Origin of the sequence: Mycobacteroides sp. H001, assembly GCF_001440005.1 — a bacterium.
In the GTDB taxonomy this organism is placed as follows: domain Bacteria; phylum Actinomycetota; class Actinomycetes; order Mycobacteriales; family Mycobacteriaceae; genus Mycobacterium; species Mycobacterium gwanakae.
This window is the reverse complement of sequence record NZ_LJYH01000033.1, coordinates 40495-57809: the sequence shown is the minus strand read 5'-3', so window position 1 is coordinate 57809 and position 17315 is coordinate 40495. Positions and strand designations below refer to the sequence as shown.

Annotated in this window: 17 protein-coding genes; 4 read left to right on the top strand and 13 right to left on the bottom strand. The window is 63.0% G+C overall.

Going from position 1 to position 17315, the window contains the following annotated elements:
• Positions 1–241: 241 nt before the first annotated feature.
• Genes AOT83_RS15425 through AOT83_RS15415 form a run of 3 tightly spaced genes read left to right on the top strand, consistent with a single transcriptional unit; the run spans position 242 to position 4127 of the window.
• Positions 242–673, top strand: coding sequence for an MmpS family protein (locus AOT83_RS15425; protein WP_030093963.1), 432 nt, complete (start codon positions 242–244; stop codon positions 671–673).
• Entirely contained in the window at positions 670–3498 is a 2829-nt protein-coding gene (locus AOT83_RS15420; RefSeq protein WP_109394684.1) for an RND family transporter, read from the top strand. Before AOT83_RS15425 ends, AOT83_RS15420 begins: the two co-directional genes overlap by 4 nt.
• A complete protein-coding gene (locus tag AOT83_RS15415) occupies positions 3495–4127 on the top strand; it encodes a TetR/AcrR family transcriptional regulator (RefSeq protein ID WP_057966167.1) in 633 nt (210 codons plus the stop codon). Before AOT83_RS15420 ends, AOT83_RS15415 begins: the two co-directional genes overlap by 4 nt.
• A gap of 41 nt (positions 4128–4168) precedes the next feature.
• Here the strand turns inward: AOT83_RS15415 and AOT83_RS15410 are convergent, their stop codons facing one another.
• From AOT83_RS15410 to mqo, 11 genes are all read right to left on the bottom strand, one after another.
• The gene (locus AOT83_RS15410) at positions 4169–6367 is read right to left on the bottom strand and encodes a cation-translocating P-type ATPase (RefSeq protein WP_057966168.1); all 2199 of its coding nucleotides are present in this window, start codon (positions 6365–6367) and stop codon (positions 4169–4171) included.
• 7 nt (positions 6368–6374) lie between these two features.
• The gene (locus tag AOT83_RS15405) at positions 6375–6659 is read right to left on the bottom strand and encodes a DUF1490 family protein (protein ID WP_030093967.1); all 285 of its coding nucleotides are present in this window, start codon (positions 6657–6659) and stop codon (positions 6375–6377) included.
• A gap of 267 nt (positions 6660–6926) precedes the next feature.
• A complete protein-coding gene (locus AOT83_RS26905) occupies positions 6927–7220 on the bottom strand; it encodes a hypothetical protein (protein ID WP_044103986.1) in 294 nt (97 codons plus the stop codon).
• The gene (locus tag AOT83_RS26900; RefSeq protein ID WP_078344479.1) at positions 7217–7522 is read right to left on the bottom strand and encodes a hypothetical protein; all 306 of its coding nucleotides are present in this window, start codon (positions 7520–7522) and stop codon (positions 7217–7219) included. Before AOT83_RS26900 ends, AOT83_RS26905 begins: the two co-directional genes overlap by 4 nt.
• Before the next feature lie 3 nt (positions 7523–7525).
• Entirely contained in the window at positions 7526–8164 is a 639-nt protein-coding gene (locus AOT83_RS15400; protein ID WP_030093970.1) for an MspA family porin, read from the bottom strand.
• Between the two features lie 185 nt (positions 8165–8349).
• Positions 8350–8637 (bottom strand): hypothetical protein, encoded by a 288-nt coding sequence (locus tag AOT83_RS28435; protein ID WP_057966206.1) that lies wholly within the window; start codon positions 8635–8637, stop codon positions 8350–8352.
• A 367-nt stretch (positions 8638–9004) separates the two neighbouring features.
• Positions 9005–10336 (bottom strand): cobyrinate a,c-diamide synthase, encoded by a 1332-nt coding sequence (locus AOT83_RS15390; protein WP_057966207.1) that lies wholly within the window; start codon positions 10334–10336, stop codon positions 9005–9007.
• A gap of 27 nt (positions 10337–10363) precedes the next feature.
• Complete coding sequence (cobO, locus tag AOT83_RS15385) at positions 10364–10978, bottom strand: cob(I)yrinic acid a,c-diamide adenosyltransferase (protein WP_030093973.1); 615 nt, start codon at positions 10976–10978, stop codon at positions 10364–10366.
• Positions 10979–10995: 17 nt separating this feature from the next.
• Entirely contained in the window at positions 10996–12876 is a 1881-nt protein-coding gene (locus tag AOT83_RS15380) for a VWA domain-containing protein (RefSeq protein ID WP_057966169.1), read from the bottom strand.
• Complete coding sequence (locus AOT83_RS15375) at positions 12869–13315, bottom strand: GNAT family N-acetyltransferase (RefSeq protein WP_078313518.1); 447 nt, start codon at positions 13313–13315, stop codon at positions 12869–12871. The genes AOT83_RS15380 and AOT83_RS15375 overlap by 8 nt, the downstream gene beginning before the upstream one ends.
• Complete coding sequence (gene mqo, locus AOT83_RS15370; RefSeq protein ID WP_044104074.1) at positions 13312–14796, bottom strand: malate dehydrogenase (quinone); 1485 nt, start codon at positions 14794–14796, stop codon at positions 13312–13314. Before mqo ends, AOT83_RS15375 begins: the two co-directional genes overlap by 4 nt.
• Positions 14797–14903: 107 nt before the next feature.
• On the opposite strand from mqo, the gene AOT83_RS15365 reads away from it, so the two are divergent.
• A complete protein-coding gene (locus AOT83_RS15365; protein WP_030093977.1) occupies positions 14904–15881 on the top strand; it encodes an alpha/beta hydrolase in 978 nt (325 codons plus the stop codon).
• Between the two features lies 1 nt (position 15882).
• Here the strand turns inward: AOT83_RS15365 and AOT83_RS15360 are convergent, their stop codons facing one another.
• The gene (locus tag AOT83_RS15360) at positions 15883–16509 is read right to left on the bottom strand and encodes an alpha/beta hydrolase (protein ID WP_078285373.1); all 627 of its coding nucleotides are present in this window, start codon (positions 16507–16509) and stop codon (positions 15883–15885) included.
• Between the two features lie 109 nt (positions 16510–16618).
• A complete protein-coding gene (locus AOT83_RS15355) occupies positions 16619–17239 on the bottom strand; it encodes a hypothetical protein (RefSeq protein ID WP_030093979.1) in 621 nt (206 codons plus the stop codon).
• Between the last annotated feature and the right edge of the window lie 76 nt (positions 17240–17315).

The window sequence follows — 17315 nt, the reverse complement described above, 5'->3', positions numbered from 1 at the left end:
AGGCGCAACCCGGTCGCGACGCGAGGTCCGAGCGGGCAACGGCAAATCATGGCACCCCAAAGGTCCTCATAGTTAGCTCACTCGTGTCGCGCCCCGAACGGAACTGCGGTACCGTCCCGACCATCATGCGGAACTCCAGTTCCGTGTAGGGCAAAGATGCCCGTCTCGACCAACTGCGGCAGTTTCGTAACATAAGCCCGCCAGTCATCTGCTAATTCCATTGAACACAAAGGGGTTTGGGATGCTTCGCGTCATAAGACGGGTGTGGATGCCACTGCTCATCGCCGCGGTACTCGCGGTCGGCGGATTCGCAGTGCTACGGGTACGCGGGATTTTCGGTGCGGATTCCTTCGCCTCCTCTGCCGACAACAACGCCAAAGACGCCGTCCCCTACAACCCAAAGACACTCGTATACGAAGTATTTGGAGAACCCGGGGCCATGGCAGATGTGAACTACTTCAACGAGGATGCGCAGCCGACGCGCGTCGACGCCGTGCAGCTGCCATGGTCGTTCAAGATCGTCTCGATCTTGCCGTCGTTGAGTGGGAACATCGTGGCCCAAGGCAACGGCGACACAATCGGTTGCCGGATCATCGTCAACGGCGAAGTCAAGGTGGAGCGAGTTTCCAACGAACACAACGCCTACATCTACTGCCTGGTGAAGTCCGCATGAGGCACGGTAGCGGCGACCACGCGGCGCGGCCCCCACGGATCGCACGGATCATCCGGGTCCTGTCGATCCCGATCATCCTCTTCTGGCTGGGTATCGCCATCATCCTCAATGTCGTCACGCCCTCCCTTGATGAAGTGGGCAAGGCACATTCGGTGTCGATGTCCCCCAAAGACGCTCCCTCGATGATCGCGATGATGCACACCGGAAAAGTCTTCGGGGAGTTCGACTCCGACAGCTCCGTCATGATCGTGTTGGAGGGGAAGCAAGAACTGGCCGACGAGGCGCACCGCTTCTACGACGAGATCATCAAGAAACTCAAGGCCGATCCGACCCACGTCCAACACATCTCCGACTACTGGGGAGATCCGCTCACCGCATCGGGCGCTCAGAGCGCCGACGGGAAGGCCGCCTATGTCCAGGTCAACCTGGCCGGGGACCAGGGAACCACCTTGGCGAATGAATCCGTAGATGCCGTTCGCAAGATCATCGCCGAGACCCCCGGCCCCGACGGTGTGCAGGCCTACGTCACCGGAGGAACCGCCGCCAGCGCGGACACCGGAACGGCCGGCAACAAGAGCATGCAGAAGACAACTCTGATAGCGGTGGGCGTCGTCGTCGTGATGCTGCTCTTCGTGTATCGATCCGTGATCACCATGTTCGTGGCGCTGGTGATCGTCGGCGTCGAGCTGATGGCGGGCCAGGGCGTTGTCGCAACATTGGGCAATCTCAATGTCATTGGCCTCTCGACCTATGCCGTAAGCATGGTCACGATGCTGGGCATCGCCGCGGGTACCGACTATGTAATCTTCCTGCTGGGTCGTTATCACGAAGCGCGGCAATCCGGCCAGGATCGAGAGGCCGCCTTCTATACCGCGTATTCCGGTGTATCACATGTCATCTTGGGATCTGGGCTGACCATTGTCGGCGCTACCTTGTGTCTCAGCCTGACACGTCTGCCGCTGTTTCGTTCCATGGGTGTGCCCTGCGCACTGGTCATTCTCGTCATCGTCGCCGCAGCCCTCTCCCTGGCTCCCGCGGTACTGGCGTTGGGCAGCCGCTTCGGGCTGTTCGAGCCCAAACGCAAACACGATGAACGCGGCTGGCGGCGCATCGGAGCAGCGGTGGTGCGCTGGCCGGGACCGATTCTCATTGTGACACTGGGGATTGCACTCATCGGTCTACTTACCCTGCCCGGATACACCCCCGGTTATGACGACCGTCAGTACATGCCCGATAACGTGCCTTCGAAAGTTGGTTACGCGGCAGCGGAACGACATTTCTCGCCAGCCCGGATGAACCCCGAAATGCTCATGATCGAGGCCGACCATGACATGCGAAATCCCTCGGACATGCTGGTCATCGATCGAATTGCCAAGACGGCGTTTCATGCCCGTGGCGTCGGACGAGTGCAGGCGATCACTCGGCCGCTGGGCACACCCATCGAGCACAGTTCGATTCCGTTCCAGATCGGCCTCCAGGGCGCCGGCCAGATCCAGAACATGAAGTACATGAAGGACCGCATGGCGGACATGCTGACCATGGCCGATCAAATGGGGACCTTGATCGGCACCATGGAACGCGTCTACGACATGATGCGCGAGCTCACCGGCATCATGCACGACATGACCGGCCAGATGAAGGTCATGCAAGGCCGGATGCACGACATGCGTGACCTGATGGCAACTTTCGACGACTTCTTCAGGCCGATTCGCAACTACTTCTACTGGGAGAAGCACTGCGCCGACATTCCGATCTGCTGGGCCAGCCGGACGGTATTCGATGCTCTCGACGGCGTCGATGCGATGGTCGAGGACATGGACGGCATGCTGGTGAACATGGACAAAGTCGATGTCCTGATGCCCCGCATGCTCGCCGAGTTCCCACCCATGATCGCCATCATGAAGTCCATGCACGGCACATTGCTGACCATGCACAGCACCATGTCCGGGATCATGAACCAGATGGATGAGAGCACCAAAAACTCCACCCTGATGGGCAAGTACTTCGACGAAGCCAAGAACGATGACTCGTTCTACCTGCCGCCCGAGGTGTTCGACAATCCAGATTTCAAGCGCGGCCTGAAGATGTTCCTCTCCCCCGACGGGAAGGCCGTCCGGATGACCGTCTCCCATCAAGGCAATCCGGCCTCGGTGGAAGGGATCGCGACCGTCGGCAATATCAAAGAGGCGGTGGCTGATTCGATCAAGGGCACCCCGCTCGAGAACGCCAAGGTCTACCTGGGCGGGACCGCCGCGGCGAACAAGGACCTGCAGGAAGGAGCCAAGTATGACCTCATTCTCGCGGGCATCGCATCACTGTGCTTGATCTTCATCATCATGCTGTTGGTGACCGGCAGTGTGGTCGCGGCCCTAGTCATCGTCGGCACGGTAGCGATCTCACTCGGCGCATCGATCGGGGTCTCGGTCCTGATTTGGCAGGACCTGCTGGGTATGGATCTGCACTGGTTCGTGGTCCCGTTGTCGGTCATCATCCTGTTGGCCGTGGGATCGGACTACAACCTGCTGCTCATCGCACGATTCAAGGAAGAGCTCCACGGCGGACTTAAGACAGGTTTCATCCGGGCCATGGGCGGCAGTGGCAAGGTGGTGACGAATGCGGGCCTGGTGTTCGCATTCACCATGTGCGCCATGGTTGTTAGCGACCTGCGTATCGTCGGGCAGCTCGGAACGACAATCGGCCTCGGGTTGTTGTTCGACACCCTGATCGTGCGGTCCTTCATGACCCCGGCCATCGCCGCACTCCTGGGCCGTTGGTTTTGGTGGCCGCTCAACCTCCGCGAATACACTCCAGCGCGGACCCGATGACGAAAAACACTGCCATCCAGCGGCAAAGAACATCCGGACGCCTGAACAGGTCCTTGGATCTCGCGATCCTGGAGGCAGCATTCATCGTGCTCGCCGAACACGGTTACGACGCGATGAGCATGGACGAGATCGCCGCGCGCGCCGGGGTCGGCAAGGCTGCCATCTACCGGCGATGGTCTTCCAAGGCGGCCCTCACCGCCGATGCAATCCTGCACGGACGGCCTTCACTGGGGAAACTCGATGACGTACCGGACACCGGGAGCTTGCGCGGGGATTTGCATGCTCTATACGAGGCACGGGACTACAGCGATCTGGAAGAAAGCAGTATCCTCACCGGCAACTTGCTGGCGGGGATCATCGCCGAAGCCGTCAACGACTCCACGTTGGCGGAGGCATTGGATGATCTGTTGGCATCGCAGACTCAGAAGCGAATGGAGATCGTGTTCGCCCGAGCCGTGGAGCGCGGTGAGATTGCGCGGGATCGTGATCTATCACTCGTCTACGACATCCCGCTGGGACTCAGCCTGACAGCGGCTCTCAAGCGAACCGTCATCGATGAGACGTACATGCGCCGCATGGTTGACGACGTGATTCTTCCCCTTGTGCAAGCTCCCGTAGATCGGTCCTGATTCCCGGAATTTCTTCTGACACAGCCTCTTCTGCTGGAAGGTCACGTCTCCACTGCGGACAGGGCTGACGGCGCGGGCCGATGTTGCACCGACGCGAGGGCAGGGCGATTGGCGAGTTCATAGCCGATAAGACGCGAACTATTGGTGACCACCGCGACCGAGGACGCGTTGTGCAGAATTGCGGCCAGAACCGGCGAGAGCGCGCCCCCGGCACCGATCACCAGCCCGATCGCGTTGACGGCAATAGACATGGCGTAGTTCTGCCGGATGACGGTCACGGCCCGGCTGCCCAGACCCCGTACATCGAGCAGCTTGCGCAGATCGTCACTGGACAGGGCAACATCAGCGGTTTCCACGGCCACATCGGTTCCGTTGAGTCCCATCGCGATTCCGATATCAGCCGCCGCCAGCGCCGGTGCGTCGTTGACCCCGTCACCGACCATCGCGACAAAATGCCCGTCGCTGCGGAGCCGACTCACAGCCTGGAGTTTGTCCTCGGGCAGCACCTCGGCCTGCCACTCCGCGATACCCAGCTCCTCGGCCACCGCACGCGCCGTTTCAGCGTGATCACCGGTCAGCATGACCACCCGTTTGACACCCGAGGACCGTAGCGCCTGCAGCACCTCGGCGGCCTCGGGACGGATCTCGTCGCGCAGGCTGATCAGACCGACGAGTACACCGTCGACCGCCAGCAGAAGCGGAGTCTCGGCGCGGCGGCGGAGCTTGGCCACCCACTCGTCGGCTTCCGGAGTCACCCGGACGCTCTCCTTGGTCAGCAGTGCGGGGCTGCCCAGCAGCAGGGTCCGCCCATCGGCTCTGGTACGCATCCCCAGGCCAACGAGCACTTCGCACTCTTCGTGTGGCGGGATTGCGATGTGGCGTTCCTCGGTCGAGCGAATAACCGCCTCCCCCAAAGGGTGCCGCGCGTGGATCTCCGAGCTTGCCGCGTACGCGAGCACCTGCTCGGGTTCCCAGCCGTCTTCGAAGGCAACGATGTTCGTCACCACCGGACGTCCGATGGTGAGCGTTCCGGTCTTGTCGAACACGAACGCGTCTACTCTGCCGGCCAGTTCCAGATGTGACCCGCCCTTGACCAGGATTCCCCTGCGTGCCCCGTTGCCGATGGCGGCACTAATCGCGGTTGGGGTAGACAGGCCCACCGCACACGGGCAGGCCACTAAGAGCATCGTCATGGCCCGCCGCACATCCCTGGTCACCACCAGGGTGCCCAGGGACAGCAGGAACGAGGCCGGCACGAATCGCCGCGAGAAGTTTTCGCCGACAGTCTGAATCGGGGCCCGATCGCGTTGCGCCTGCTCCACCCGGGTGATGATCCGGCCGATGATCGTCTGCCCTCCCACCGCCGCGGCACGCACAACGATGCGACCGCGCATGACAACCGATCCGGCATGCACGCGCCCCCCGGCGGCGACGCTGACTGGCAGGGTTTCGCCGGTGATGGCCGACTGGTCGACGATCGCGTCACCCTCCACGACCTCCCCGTCCACCGGAATGGCCACCTGCTCGTGCACCACCACCTCGTCGCCGACCGCCAGTGAATCGGTAGAGACCTGGACCTCGGTGCCATCCCTGAGACGGACCCACGAGGTGTCCTGACTGCCCGACAGCAGATCCGCGATGGCGCGACGGGTGCGCCGGAGCGTCAGATCCTGCAGATACTCGCCAATGTTGAGCAGCCACAACACCGTCAGTGCGACCACGTTCTCGCGCAGCACCAGGCTGGCCACGGTGGCCGCGGATACCAGCAGATCCGTGCCTGCCGATCGGCCGCTGCGCAATGCGGCAAGCGCCCCCCGCAGGAACGGATATCCGCTGAAAATCGTGACCGCCGTTGCCAACAGGCGACTGGTGGGTCCCAGCAGGGGCGGCCGCCGCAGCGGATATCGACGAAGTCCGAGTACTACCAGGGCCGCCGCGCCCACGCCCATGCGCACCACGTCGGCATTGCGCACATCGGACGAATGTGGTTCTCGGGTCAGCGTTTCCGGCACCGGAGCTTCGAGGGCGCGTGCCAGCGCGTCGAGGATGTCCTCGGCCGAACCACTTGCCTTTGAGTACCACACCACCACCGCGGCCGTGCGCGGATACGCGTGTACGGCACGAACTCCCTGTACATGCAGCAGCGTGTCCTCGATCAGCACCGCGCGCCGCACATCACCGCTCAACTCAGTCGCGATGGCACGCAGACGTCCGGCCGCGTCAGATACGACAGTGACCATGTGCGGCTCAGTGTTCGTGGTCGTGACCGGATTCTCCTACCACGGGCGGCGGGGCCTCTTCCCCGATGCGCTCGCGAGCCTCCGCGACAACATCACCGATCGCCAGTCGTGCACGTTCGGCGCCTTCCTCGGCCTTACGCACACCGCGCAGCCCCCAGGAGGCAACGGTGACACTGGCGTCACGGACGGGAACCTTGGCGGCGGCCTTGCGCGCAACCTCGTAAGCGGCGACTCCCACCGCACCGGTTACCACCGTCGATGCGGCCTTCGCTAGTACTGCGTGCCATACCATCAGCCAATCGCCCTTTCGCTCAAAGTATTTGAGTCACGCTTCATCACGCACCGTGGCTTCTTAACGAAACCTACTCTCGATCAGCCCTTGAGGTGGCCTGTTGCGTCATGATGATAACGGTTTTCATTATCGCCAAGTATTGCAGACACGCGGCCGGCTGGCACGCCGGGATGATCATCGAAGCCAGCGGACTGTTATCGACGAGACCTACAGGTCCCGCATCGTCGACGAGGAGGTTCTGCCTCTGGACCAGGCCCCATCACCGTGTCATGGGACTGCGGCGGAGCTCCCCGGGCTCCCGCCCCCGAATCCAGCACTCGCCTTGACACCACCGGATGCTCCGGTCCCATCCATCCCACCGGATATCCGCGGCCGATGCGCCCCGGACATCGAAGACGGCAACCGAGTCCCACGCGTCACGTTCAACGCAGGCAACTGACCTGGCGCGATCACCGGACCATGAGGAGCCGGATTAGGCGGTAACAGTTCCGCCGCCGCAGGTGCGGCAAGGCCGACGGTAAAGAACATGACAATCACTGCGACACAAAGTAATCGAATCACCGAGCAGTTCCCTCGCTAATCCCCCACGGGTCTTCCAATCGCCCGCCCGTCATCCCACCACTGATGCGAGCCGAGTGCCCCGCTTCGAACCCGGCCGAAACCTGAGTGCCTGGCCCGGGGAGGGGTAATAATCCAAACGCCGGCTGCGACGGGGTCGCCGCATGATTGTTCGGCGCACTGCCCGGTACCGTCACCGGAACAGCGGGCATCGGGTTAATCGGCGGAGGTTCGGCCACCGCCTCGGTCGCCGGAGCTTGCCACATCAGGAGGCCCAAGAGCATTGCCACGCAAAATAATCGCATTGTTCAGATCTTGATCGGGTCGCCGTAGATGGCGAACTCGGTGTGACCGAATCCGGTGGACACGCGCAGTGAGGCAAAGGACCGAATAGTGACATCCCCTCCGCAGGCATCGGCCTTCACGTGCACGTTGTCCAGATCCAACGCCCCTGTATTGCCCGACGACAACACCATGTTGCCCAGTGGCAGATTGACAATGACGCCTGGTTGCAACACGGTTTGCACAAAGCCGCTGACTCCGGCACTGCCACCAACGCCCACCGTTTGCAGCGGAAGCACACCAACGTTCACTGACGGCGCGACGCCGGCAGATCCGCCGATCTGCAATCCGGATGACACGTCGGACTGGCAACCGAGCTGATAGCCAATGAGGAAGAGGCTATCGGTAATCGGGTTGGCACCACCGGTCGCGGTCGCGGTGCCCGAGAGCGTAATGAAGGCCTCGCGTGAGTTGGCGGCCCCGGCCAGGTTGGGCACCGAATTGACACGTTCGTTGTCCAGCCGGATCTCAAGATGCCATCCATCGCGCGTGGTCTTCGAATATAGCTGCGGTGCCATATCTTTTGGCTCCGCGACGGCCGTGGCCACCTCGGTTAGCCCCGCCGCGGCCAGGAAGAAGCCTGTGCATATAAGGCGCGCAATCATGAGATCCACCATTCAACGCGCAAGCTCACAATCAACGAAATTCCATAGAAAGAGGCAGAAGTCGCCACGAGAAAACAGTCCAATCATCGGAAATGGAGCCGCCCAGGCGTACGGAAAGACGCGTTGCACGGCTGGTGAAGGTTCGGTTCGCACAAGACGGGTAGTCATCACCGCCTCGGCAGCACTCAGCGCCGACTGATCCCTAGATACAGGAGTCGTTGCCACCCAGCGTTATCCGGGGCATGTGAAAGTACCGCACTGCGACGTGACGTCAACAGAACCAACAGTGCCGCGGCACCAAGCGAAAAGACCCACACGGCGAGCGGCAGACCGACCGGCTGCACAATCAACCCATGCCGGATACGGGTGACGGCCATGCCGTGCTGCACGGGTTCCCAATGATGAACCTCGGCAGTGTCATACAACGAGGCCGAGGTCGCCGCATTTGCTAAAAGCGAACTCTCACTGGGCAACAGGCAAGCGCTTCCGAAGAACAAGCACAAAATTGCCAGTACGACCGCAGAGCGCAGCTGGTACTTAGATACCCCGCGGCCCGGCATGTCAACGATGGTACCAGGCAAATTTCGCTGCTCTAGTACTAAGCCTTGTAGCCCCTAAATATTCTCTGTTACAGCTGTTTTCGTTCTACAGTGTCAGCGATTTCGTGATTGTGCGTATTACTTCGCATACATGAGTTCGATCGGCACGCATGTGGGCTTTCAAAAGCCTGAGACTGATGCCAGTGGCTGGGCCTACATATCAGCTGACGTCTTCACGAATCACGCATACTATTCGGATTTGCCACTATCGCCCTCTGCTCAGAGCCTGCGGTCTATGCCGCTAGGTGGCGGCGCGTGACACGAACCGGGCCACCGCGCTGGGGTTCGCCGCCGGATGCGTGTGCAGATACGAGGCGTGAATGCGCCCCTCCCCAGCCACCACGCCCTCGCGGCGGATGCCGCCGACAGCGCTCCAGGCCCAGGCGGGCTGTCGGGTGTCGTCGCGGTAGTCGACCGTGGTGCGATGAAACTCATGCCCGCTCAACCGTTCTCCCTCATCAAAGAGGGTGGAGCCGGTGATCGAGACCGCCTCGCGGTATCCGAGGGTAAGTGAGTCGGTGAAGCGGGCTTGCGCGTCGATCACGCCACACATCGGAGCCCCGTCGAGGTCGTTGCACAGGTAGGTGAGGCCGGCGCATTCGGCGTGTATCGGTCCGGACATGTCACGGACCTGTTGACGCAGTGGCTCATTGGACGACAGATCGGTGGCGAACTGTTCCGGGAATCCTCCCGGGAGCACCAGAGCTGAGGTCTCGTCGGGCAGGGCATCACGGCGCGGGTCGAACTCGGCTACCACCGCACCCGCCGCGGCCAACAGCTCACGATGCTCGGCATATCCGAACGTGAACGCATGACCCGCCGCCAACGCGACCACCGGCTCGCCGGCCACCGGGGCGCCGACAACGTCCACCGGATCCCACGCAACCGGCGCCACGTCGCTACGCGCGGCAGCGACGATCGCGGGCAGGTCCACATGTTCGGCGACCAAGTGGGTCATCGCGTCCACCGCGTCGAGGGCAGCCTGGCCATGTTCGATAGCCGTCACCAGCCCCAGGTGGCGCGAAGGAACCGACAACTTCTCGGTACGCGGCAGCGCACCCAGTACCGATAGTCCGGCACGATCGGCCGCCGCCGTGAGGATCGCCCGATGCCGTGCCGAACCAACCCGGTTGAGGATCACGCCAGCGATCCTGATGCCCGCCTCCGCGGCGTACACCACGAATCCGTGCAACAGTGCCGCCAGGCTCTGGCTGTGCCCCTTCACATCCACGACCAACACCACCGGCGCGTTCAGGAGGCCCGCGATCTCGGCCGTAGAGCCCTTTTCATCGGTGATACGCCCATCGAAGAGACCCATGACCCCTTCCACCACAGCGATATCCGCGCCGTGCGCGCCGTGGCGGAACAACGGGCCGATCAACTCCGAACCCACCAGCACGCTGTCGAGGTTGCGGCCCGGCTTACCGGTCGCCAGGCTGTGATATCCGGGATCGATGTAATCCGGCCCCACCTTGAACGGGGCCACCGCGTGCCCGGCCCGTCGCAACGCGCCCATCAAACCCGTGGCCACCGTGGTCTTCCCGCTTCCCGAGGCGGGAGCGGCAATCACGATCGCGGGAACGCTAGCGGACCCCACGCTCTACCATTCGATACCGCGTTGGCCCTTACGGCCCTGGTCCATCGGATGCTTGATCTTCGTCATCTCGGTCACCAGGTCGGCCGCATCCAGAAGCTGTTGTGGCGCGTCGCGTCCGGTGATGACCACATGCTGTGTGCCGGGGCGGGAACGAAGTACTTCGACAACTTCATCCACATCCACCCACCCCCACTTGAGCGGGTAGGTGAACTCGTCGAGCACGTAAAAGCCGTGTTCCTCCGCGGCCAGCCGCCGCGCGATCTCGGCCCATCCGGCGGCCGCATCGGCGGCGTGGTCGGTCTCGGTACCCGACTTACGCGACCAGGACCACCCTGAACCCATCTTGTGCCATTGCACCGAGCCGCCGATCCCGTGCTCGTCGTGCAGCTTGCCGAGCTCGCCGAAGACCGACTCCTCACCGACGCGCCACTTCGCACTCTTGACGAACTGGAACACAGCGACGTCGGCACCGTGATGCCAGGCCCGCAACGCCATACCAAAAGCGGCTGTGGACTTACCTTTTCCGGCACCCGTGTGCACAGCCAGTATCGGTGCGTTCCTCCGCGCCTTGGTGGTGAGCCCGTCCTCTGGCACCACCAACGGTTGTCCCTGTGGCATTGAAGCCCTCCGCTATCTCACGCGGCGGCAGTGGCGCCGCGCACCACGCCGGCAAGCCGGTCGGCGTTCAGATGATCCAACTGCATCACCGGCGCATCAAGCTGCTGGGCCAGTGTGACTGCCAGATCCATTCTCACGAAAGAGGTCTCGCAATCGATCACCACACACGCAACCTGCTCGGCGCGCAACATCCCTGCGGCTCGACGCGTCCGGCCCAACGGATCCGGCCCGCCGGTAGCCCGGCCATCGGTGAGCACCACCACGAGCGCGCGGCGATGCGGATCGCGGCCTCGCTCACGGGCCACTAAATCTCGAGCCGCCAAAAGTCCTTGTGCCAGCGGTGTTTTGCCGCCAGTATCGAACTGCTGCAGCTTGCGCCCCGCGATATGCGTCGAGTTCGTCGGTGCCAGCAGCGTGGCCGCCTGCTGACCGCGGAAGGTGATGACCGCAACCTTGTCGCGTCGCTGATACGCATCACGCAGCAGCGACAAGGTGGCACCACTGACCGCCGACATCTTCTGACGTGCCGCCATCGACCCGGACGCATCGACTACGAAAATCACCAGATTGCCTTCGCGGCCTTCCCTGATGGCCCACTGTAGATCGGACAGCACCGGTTTGGGCAGCCTGCCGGGTTCGGTCACCCGGCCAGCCGCGGACATCAGCGTGCCGATTACGTGTACCCCGAATCCCTCATCGGAGCTCGGGGAGATGACCTTGCCGGTGCGGTTGCGTGCGGCCGAGCGTCGTCCCGGGGCCCCCATACCGACGCCGGGCACCCGAAATGTCTTCGCACGAAAGGTCGCAGAAGGCGCCGGGCTCTGCCGCGGCGGAGCCGGCGCCGATGACGAATCCTGCTGTGAATCATTGGTTTTTGGCGGGTTCGCGGAAGGTTCCGGCGTGCCGCCACCGGGGCCGTCCGGATCGGGATCCGGATCGTCGTTGCCGGGGCCGTGATCCTGCGGCGGCGCGCTATCGCGCATCGCCTGGTCGAGCTGTTCGGGATCCAGGCCGGGTTCGTCGAACGGGTCCCGGCGCCGCCTGTGAGGCAGCGCCAACTCGGCGGCCACCCTGATATCAGGCTCGCCGACCACCTCGGCACCACGCCATGCCGCATGCGCGACGGCGGCACGCGCCACCACCAGATCGGCACGCATCCCATCCACATCGAAGGCCGCGCACAACGCCGCGACACGCTGTAGTTCAGCGTCAGGCAGGACAACTCGCGGCAGCAGGCGCCGGGCGTCGGCAATCCGCGCCGCCAGCTCGGCCTCCTCGGATGCGTAGCGCGTCACAAACCCCGCCGGGTCAGCCTCGTACGCGAGGCGCCTGCGGATGACCTCGGCGCGCACCGCCACATCGCGTGAGGCATGTACATCGACCGCGAATCCGAAACGGTCGAGCAGCTGCGGGCGCAGCTCCCCCTCTTCGGGATTCATGGTGCCGATCAGTACGAATCGCGCATCGTAGGAATGAGATACGCCATCACGCTCGACATGCACCCGGCCCATCGCCGCCGCATCGAGGATCACGTCAACGAGATGGTCATGCAGCAGGTTGACCTCGTCCACGTAGAGCACGCCGCCGTCGGCACGCGCCAGAAGCCCTGGGGAGAAAGCGTGTTCGCCATCGCGCAAGACCTTTTGCAGGTCTAGGGATCCGACCACCCGATCCTCTGTCGCGCCGATCGGTAGCTCGACCAGACGCGCACCATCGACCGTCCGCAGCACTGACGTCAACGCACGAACCGCCGTCGACTTGGCAGTGCCCTTCTCTCCACGAATGAGCACTCCACCGATATCGGGGCGCACCGCAGAAAGCACGAGTGCCAGCCGCAACTGGTCGTGCCCGACTATCGCACTGAGTGGATACCCCGGAACGTCTGTGGTGCTAGCCATTTCCGGCCATCCAGGTCATGGGCACGTGCGGAATCTCGTCCTCGAGGAATTCATCACCGGAGACCACGAATCCCAGCTTGCCATACATGTCCTTCAGGTGTGCCTGCGCATTCAAACGACAGCGTGCGCCGTCGATCTCTGTCAGTACCGCACGTACCAGGTGCGCCGCATGCCCGCGGCCACGCTCGTGTGCCGCCGTACACACCCGCCCGATCCAGAAACCCGATCCGCCAGGATCCGCGAGCACGCGCAGGCCGCTGACGACATCGCCGTTCTCGTTCTTGATCCAGAAGTGCCGGGTCTCTGGTTCGAGATCACGACCATCGAGATCCTGATAGGCGCAGTTCTGGCCGACAATGAATGCTTCGGCACGCAACCGCAGCAGTCCGTAGAGTGTCGCGGCGTCCAGGTCAGCGGACCAGGACCACCCCGTACTCACTGCTCCAGGCCGAGAACCTGTGTCCCCCAGTCCCATACCTCACCGAACAGTGACGGCTCGTCCGACAGGCTTATGCCGAGCGACGGAATCATTTCCTTGAGCTTGGGCATCCAGTTCGCGAACCGGTCGGGGAAGCAACGCTGCATGACGTCGAGCATGGCGGGCACCGCGGTGGAGGCACCCGGCGACGCTCCGAGCAGGCCGGCGATGCTGCCGTCGGCCGAATTGAGCACCATGGTCCCGAATTCGAGCGCACCACCCTTGCCCTTGGCCGGCCGAATAACCTGTACGCGCTGCCCGGCGGTGATCAGCTCCCAATCGGAACGCTGTGCCTTGGGCGCGAATTCACGCAGCATGTCGATTCGATCGTCCGGTGTCAGACGTAACTGGCTCAGCAGGAAGTTCACCAGACCGAACTCCGTCAGACCCACACCGATCATCGACGCCAGGTTGTTGGGCTTCACCGTCGAGGGCAGATCGGTGATCTTGCCCATCTTCAGGAACTTGGGCGACCACCCGGCGAAAGGTCCGAAAAGCAGCCATTCCTTGCCGTTGATCACGCGAGTGTCCAGGTGCGGCGCGGACATCGGCGGGGCACCGAGCGGCGGGAAGCCGTACACCTTGGCCTTGTGCCCCTCGGTGAGATCTGTGTTGTTGGTGCGCAAGAAGGCACCACTCACCGGGAACCCGCCGAAGCCCTTGGCTTCGGGGATTCCGGCCTTCTGCAGCAGACCCAGAGCTCCACCACCGGCGCCGACGAATACGAACTTGGCCTTGAGCTTGCGCTTCTCGCCTGTACGACCGTTGACCAGCTTGAGAAGCCATCCACCGTCGCTCTCACGGCTGATGTTGCGGACCTCGACACCGAAAATCGCGTTGGTACCGGTACGGACTCCGAAGCCCACCAGCTGCTTTGACAGCTCACCGAAGTCGACATCGGTGCCGTCCTGGCTCCAGTTCAATCCCACCGGATCGGAGAAATCGCGTCCGGCGGCCATGAGCGGCAGTCGGCGCGCGAACTCGTCGTCGTCGTTGATGAACTCCATCTTCGCGAACAGCGGGTTGCCGACCAACGCATCGTGGCGCTTACGAAGGAACTCGACCTTGTCGGCTCCGTGCACGTAGCTCACATGCGGGATGGGGTTGAGGAATCCGCGGACGTCGGGCAGCACACCGTTCTCAACGGCGTATGCCCAGAACTGGCGCGACACCTGGAACTGCTCGTTGACGGTGATGGCCTTGGTGATGTCGATCGAGCCATCTGCCTTCTGCGGCGTGTAGTTGAGCTCGCAGAGCGCCGAGTGCCCGGTACCCGCGTTGTTCCACGGGTCGCTGCTTTCGCTGGCGGCCGCATCAAGGCGCTCGATCAAGGTGATCGACAGGTCCGGTTCGACCAATCGCAGCAAGGCGCTGAGCGTCGCGCTCATGATCCCTGACCCAATCAGGGCAACGTCTGTCTGCTCCACCTGCGCTTTTGACACCGGTTCACTGTCCTTTTCGAATCTGATGGAGTGGCAACGCTTCGCCACTACCGGGGAGTACACACAGGTTATCGCGCGGGTAATTCAGTCATTCCTTCAACTAGGCTATGCCCGTGACATGGGAATCCGATGTCCTCGATGGCTACCTTCGAAAAACCATTGAACTGGGCATTGACCCTGACGGCGAAGGTGTAATTACCGCCACACTGGTGCGGCCGGAAATTCAGCCGGATACCGGGCGCGCGGTGCTGATGGTGCACGGATATACCGACTACTTCTTCCACACCGAGCTTGCCGAACATTTCTCGGCCCGCGGCTATCGCTTCTTCGCGCTCGACTTGCGTAAATGCGGGCGCTCCCGGCGCGCTCACCAAACCCCGCACTACATCAGCGACCTATCGCTCTACGACGCCGAGCTCAACGCCGCGGTGAACATCATCACCGGACACAGCGCAGGTGCACCGCTGCTCGTGTACGGGCACTCCGCCGGCGGTCTGATCGTCTCGCTGTGGCTCAACCGTCTACGGGTGTCCACCGGCCTGGGCGATGTCTCGGGTCTCATCCTCAACAGCCCCTGGCTGGATCTTCAGGGCCGTCCTCTCCTCCGCAGCGGTGGCACCACTGCGGCCGTCAAGGCGATTTCGAGGTTCCGCGCCAAACAAGCGATTCCGCTTCCGCACGAAGGCGCGTACGGAGCGAGCCTGCATAAGGATTTCCACGGAGAGTTCGACTACAACCTGGAATGGAAGCCGGTCGGCGGATTTCCGGTGCGGTTCGGGTGGATCAGTGCGATCCGGCGTGGGCACGCCGAACTACATCGCGGCCTGGACGTCGGGGTGCCCAACCTGATCCTGCGCTCGGACCGCAGCCTCCCGGGCGACGTCAGCGCGGCGGCGGCACTGCACGGTGATGCGGTGCTGGATGTTCAGCAAATCGCGCGATGGGCGGGATGTATCGGCAACCATCAACGGGTCATCCCGATCCCCGATGCCAAACACGATGTGTTCTTGTCGGTCGCGGAACCACGCACACGGGCCTACCGGGAGTTGAACTCCTGGCTGGACTGGTACGAGGCGGGCAGCTAGCTCACCAGGAGCTGCTGCGCAGGACCACTTCGGCCGCCAGTTCCGGCGTGAGGTCACGAGTCGCCGATCGGCGGCCCATCAGTTCGACAATCCGATAGTCGCCGTAGACGAAGCGCTGGCTGGCGCGTGCGATGGCGCGGGTCGCGTCCGAGGTGACCAAGACGGTGGTATTGATCTCCACCGGCGGGCAGTGTTTGTCCCGGATCAGCCCGGCACGGTCGGCGACCCGCGGGTGTCCACGGTCGATCGCCACGAGACCAATAAACCTGTCGAGTTTGCTGGCAGCCAGATCCCAGGCCAGCTCACCGCCCGCACGATCTCCCACCAGGAGCGCAACCTTGACGCCGATGTCGTCGAGTACTCCGGTGATGGCTTTGGCGTGAAGATGTGGGTCGTGGCCGATCACCGCGGTGCGCAGCCCCGCGGTGTGCAGCCGCTCGCATACCGAGCGATAACTGAGCGCGAAATGCCCGGCAGCGGCCAGCATGACGACGGTGGTTCCCTTGTCCGGCCCCGAAACGTTGACCTGCACAGTACGGCCGTCAATCGTGACGACCTGGTGCAATTCACCGTCACGCGCAGGTGGAGGCCCTGGGCGCGGGGGGCGAAGCTCGGGCGGCGGACTCATAGATGAGCCGCTTGCGCGAAGACCTTGGGCATGGGCGCACGCTACCTGAGTACGACCGTTCCGGTTGGGCTTTTAACCAGCCCTTTCAGGAAACTTTCACCCAGAGCCGTCAGGTGCGTTCGATCTTGTCGACCTGTTTCGCCACGATGTCCAGGAAGGTATGGGGCATCGTCGCGACTGCCTTGACTGACGGATCGCGCAGGTCGAAGGAGGTCGCCACCATCGCCACGCCCCGGATATTGGCGAAAGCCATGTACCGGGAAGTCGTGCCCTTGGGCATGATCATTGTTTGCTTGTAGACGAGGACGCCGACAGGTCCGCCTTGCACCGGATCGGTGATCATCGGCGTCCCGGGCGAGCTCTTGTCGAAGAACACCTCGTACTTGGCGCACCGGCTCGCCACCGCTTGCACGTTGGCCAGGTCGATGGTGTCGCGCAACAGGCTGACGATGATGTTCGCGCCGTTGAACCGCGCGATGTAGCGCGCGGTGTTCTCGGGGCCCGCTCTACCCGCATTGGCCAAACGGGGCGACAAGCCGTCCGCGCATCCTTGCGGATTCGAGGGCATCGCACCGATTACCTGCTGGTTGTTGACCGTCACGGGCCCCAGATCGGCGACAACCCTGTCGTACTTGGCGCCCTGCGGCAGCTCATCGGCCGTCAGGAGCGACTGCGCGATGCGCGCCCCCGGCCAGGTGGCGGTACCCGACACCGTCTGGGTGCAGCCCACAAGCGCCAGTGTGAATGCTGCGATAGCTGTGATGTTCCTGAAGCCCCGGTGCACCCGCACAGGCTATTCGACCAGC